The following is a 2,674-nucleotide window of genomic DNA, read 5'->3' as shown; positions in this document are numbered from 1 at the left end:
ATATAAATATGGTCCAACATATAATGTGGAGTTTTTTATCTGATATCCAGCTTAGAATTTTGTGAAATTTATTTTTCCTACTTATTAAGTTCATTTAGCAAGTTAATTTGGGAGCGGGTACATAGGGTTAACAAAGAAACTTTGGTAATTTGCTTCTTTTGATAACTAAAATACTAAAAAATTAGTTTAAGATCGGTTTGTTTTAATTGTTTTCTCCTTAATATAGTCCTGTATGCTTTCACGGTAACTATTTCCTACATTAATAGTTAGATTATTGATCATTTTTAAGGTATTGCCCTCTACCTTTTCAATATAATTCTTGGCTATGATAAATGAGCGATGTACCTGGGCAAAATTCTGATAGTCTTTTAAAATGATTTTTATCTCTGATAACGCAATGTATGATACAATCGTTTCGTTTATGGTAAAAATGCGTACATAGTTTTGAAGACTTTCTACGGCTACAATGTCGGTGTACCTTACTTTAATTAAGTTATTTTTTTCGCTTTTATTCCTAACAAAAAAATAATCATCATCTTGCTTAACTGTTAGGTTTGGTACACTCGGGCTATAAGGGAATAATCTATTTATGGTTTCAGCAAAACGGGCAAAAGTGTATGGTTTTAATAAATAAGCACTRGCATACATTTCAAAAGCCTCGTAAGCATATTTAGAGTGGGAGGTGGTAAATATTAATTTGTCTGTTTTATGCCTTATTGCTTTTGATAATTCTAAGCCCGAGATCATAGGCATATCAACATCTATAAAAACAATGTCAACGTTATCTCCTGCTGTAATTTCGTTTAATGCCTGTAACGGATCTGTATACGAGTTTATTAAATGAACGTTTGCAAGATGATTGATATATGATTTTATACCGTTGACGGCGTGAATGTCGTCATCAATTACGATACATGTTAATTTCATTAGGCGTGTTTTAAGGTTAAACGAAATTATAGGTTGCTTTTTAAATAAAGAAATTATTTTAGGCCTGCAACGATGTTTAGTTGGTTTTTGTAGTAAATATGATATGTATATGTTTTTTTATGCAAGAAACATGATCAGCGAAAACCGATGATGAAGGTTTTTACAAAAAGAATAAAACAAATTTATTTAATTACTTGTATAACAATATATTGTATTTTGAATCGTAGTTATTAATAGATATATTTAATAACCAAAATAATCATCCCTAATCACCTAAAACAATATCCCATGAAAAATAGAACCCGCACCGCCAATAGATTAAACGTGTCTATTACCAAAAAGGTTATTGAACTACAGGAGCAAGGTTACGACTGTGATTTTCTGCTACTGGCTAACGGTAGTTTACAGTGCATGCAAACTAACTTAAGCTATCCGCTAAGTACGGTTGCTATTAAACAAAGGGAACATGGCTACGATTTCTTTAGCCATTCTTATAAAAATGTACATACTATTGAAACAGGAAATGGTGAAAGAGGTGTACTGCTTACCGAAAAAGTATTTTAACCGCTTACTTTATGCCTTTAATCAGTAGTTAAAATTTACTGTGTTTAGCAGGTATTTCATGCGAACTTAATTATTGCGATGCGTTGCAATATCAGACGATATATTTAGGGCATTTTAGTAAAAACTTTTTTTTTCTTCTTTTTGTTTAAATTTTATTGAATATATTTAAACAAAATAATGACTTATTCTATTTCAGATCTTGAACAGCTTTCGGGCATCCATTCTCATACCATCAGGATCTGGGAGCAGCGGTACAATGCACTGAGTCCGATGCGATCTCAAGGCAATACGCGTTTATATGATGATAAGCAGCTTCGAAGACTATTAAACATCGTAAGCTTAAATAAAAGCGGTTTAAAAATTTCTAAAATCTGCAGCCTTTCTGATGAAGCGATTGATAAACTTCTCGACCAACAGTTCTCATATCCTACTGATGATGAGCAGACAGATTATGTTTCGCAACTCATTAGGCATGGTTTGGCTTTTGATGAGCACTCATTTAATCATTTAATTGATCAAAGCATTGATCAGTTGGGACTTTCTGATTGCTACCGGAAAATAATGTATCCATTATTGGTCCGTTTGGGCTTAATGTGGCGAAAAGACGATATTTGCCCTGCACACGAGCATTTTTTATCAAACATTATCCGTCAAAAAATATTTACACATATCAATAATCTTCCTTTAACAAGGCATGCTGGCGAAAGTTGGCTTCTTTTTTTACCGGAAGACGAGGATCATGATATTGGGCTGCTTTTTGCCAGTTATATGCTGAGGATGCATCATCATCAAGTTATTTTCTTAGGCAGCAAAGTTCCATTGGATTCAATTAAGTGGATATTTTCCACATTAAATGTAGGTCATGTTTTGCTTTTTATGATAAAGTCAAGATTAGAACCTGCCGCACAAAAATACATAGATCAATTGTCTGAAATATGCTCATCCGCTAAGATCCATCTTGCGGGAAATAGTGATGTTATTGGTAAACTAAACAATATCGGCCACATCAACTGGTTTAAAACGCTCGATGAATTTGAAAAAACAATACAATACCCTTTTTTACATGAAAGAAATTTTTGATCAACTATCTGCCAATTGTAGCCGGCTTACCACTAAGTTGTATAGTACCAGCTTTTCTTATGGTATTTATTTTCTTGGTAAAGAACTGCGTCTACCCATACAC

General features: G+C 32.9%; 3 protein-coding genes. 2 read left to right on the top strand and 1 reads right to left on the bottom strand.

Translation table 11 applies throughout. The features are described from left to right. Nucleotides 1–186: 186 nt before the first annotated feature. Nucleotides 187–927, bottom strand: coding sequence for a LytR/AlgR family response regulator transcription factor (locus tag AC1DND_RS25145; protein WP_477585273.1), 741 nt, complete (start codon nucleotides 925–927; stop codon nucleotides 187–189). 288 nt (nucleotides 928–1,215) lie between these two features. On the opposite strand from AC1DND_RS25145, the gene AC1DND_RS25140 reads away from it, so the two are divergent. After that, on the top strand, nucleotides 1,216–1,491 hold the full coding sequence (locus AC1DND_RS25140) for a hypothetical protein (protein ID WP_215127552.1): 276 nt from the start codon (nucleotides 1,216–1,218) through the stop codon (nucleotides 1,489–1,491). A 177-nt stretch (nucleotides 1,492–1,668) separates the two neighbouring features. Then, nucleotides 1,669–2,571 (top strand): MerR family transcriptional regulator, encoded by a 903-nt coding sequence (locus AC1DND_RS25135; protein WP_477585272.1) that lies wholly within the window; start codon nucleotides 1,669–1,671, stop codon nucleotides 2,569–2,571. Nucleotides 2,572–2,674 lie beyond the last annotated feature (103 nt).

The sequence above is a fragment of the Pedobacter sp. 01N416 genome (genome assembly GCF_056399685.1).
The sequence above is the reverse complement of the archived record's forward strand: the minus strand, read 5'-3'. Positions and strand labels throughout refer to the sequence as shown.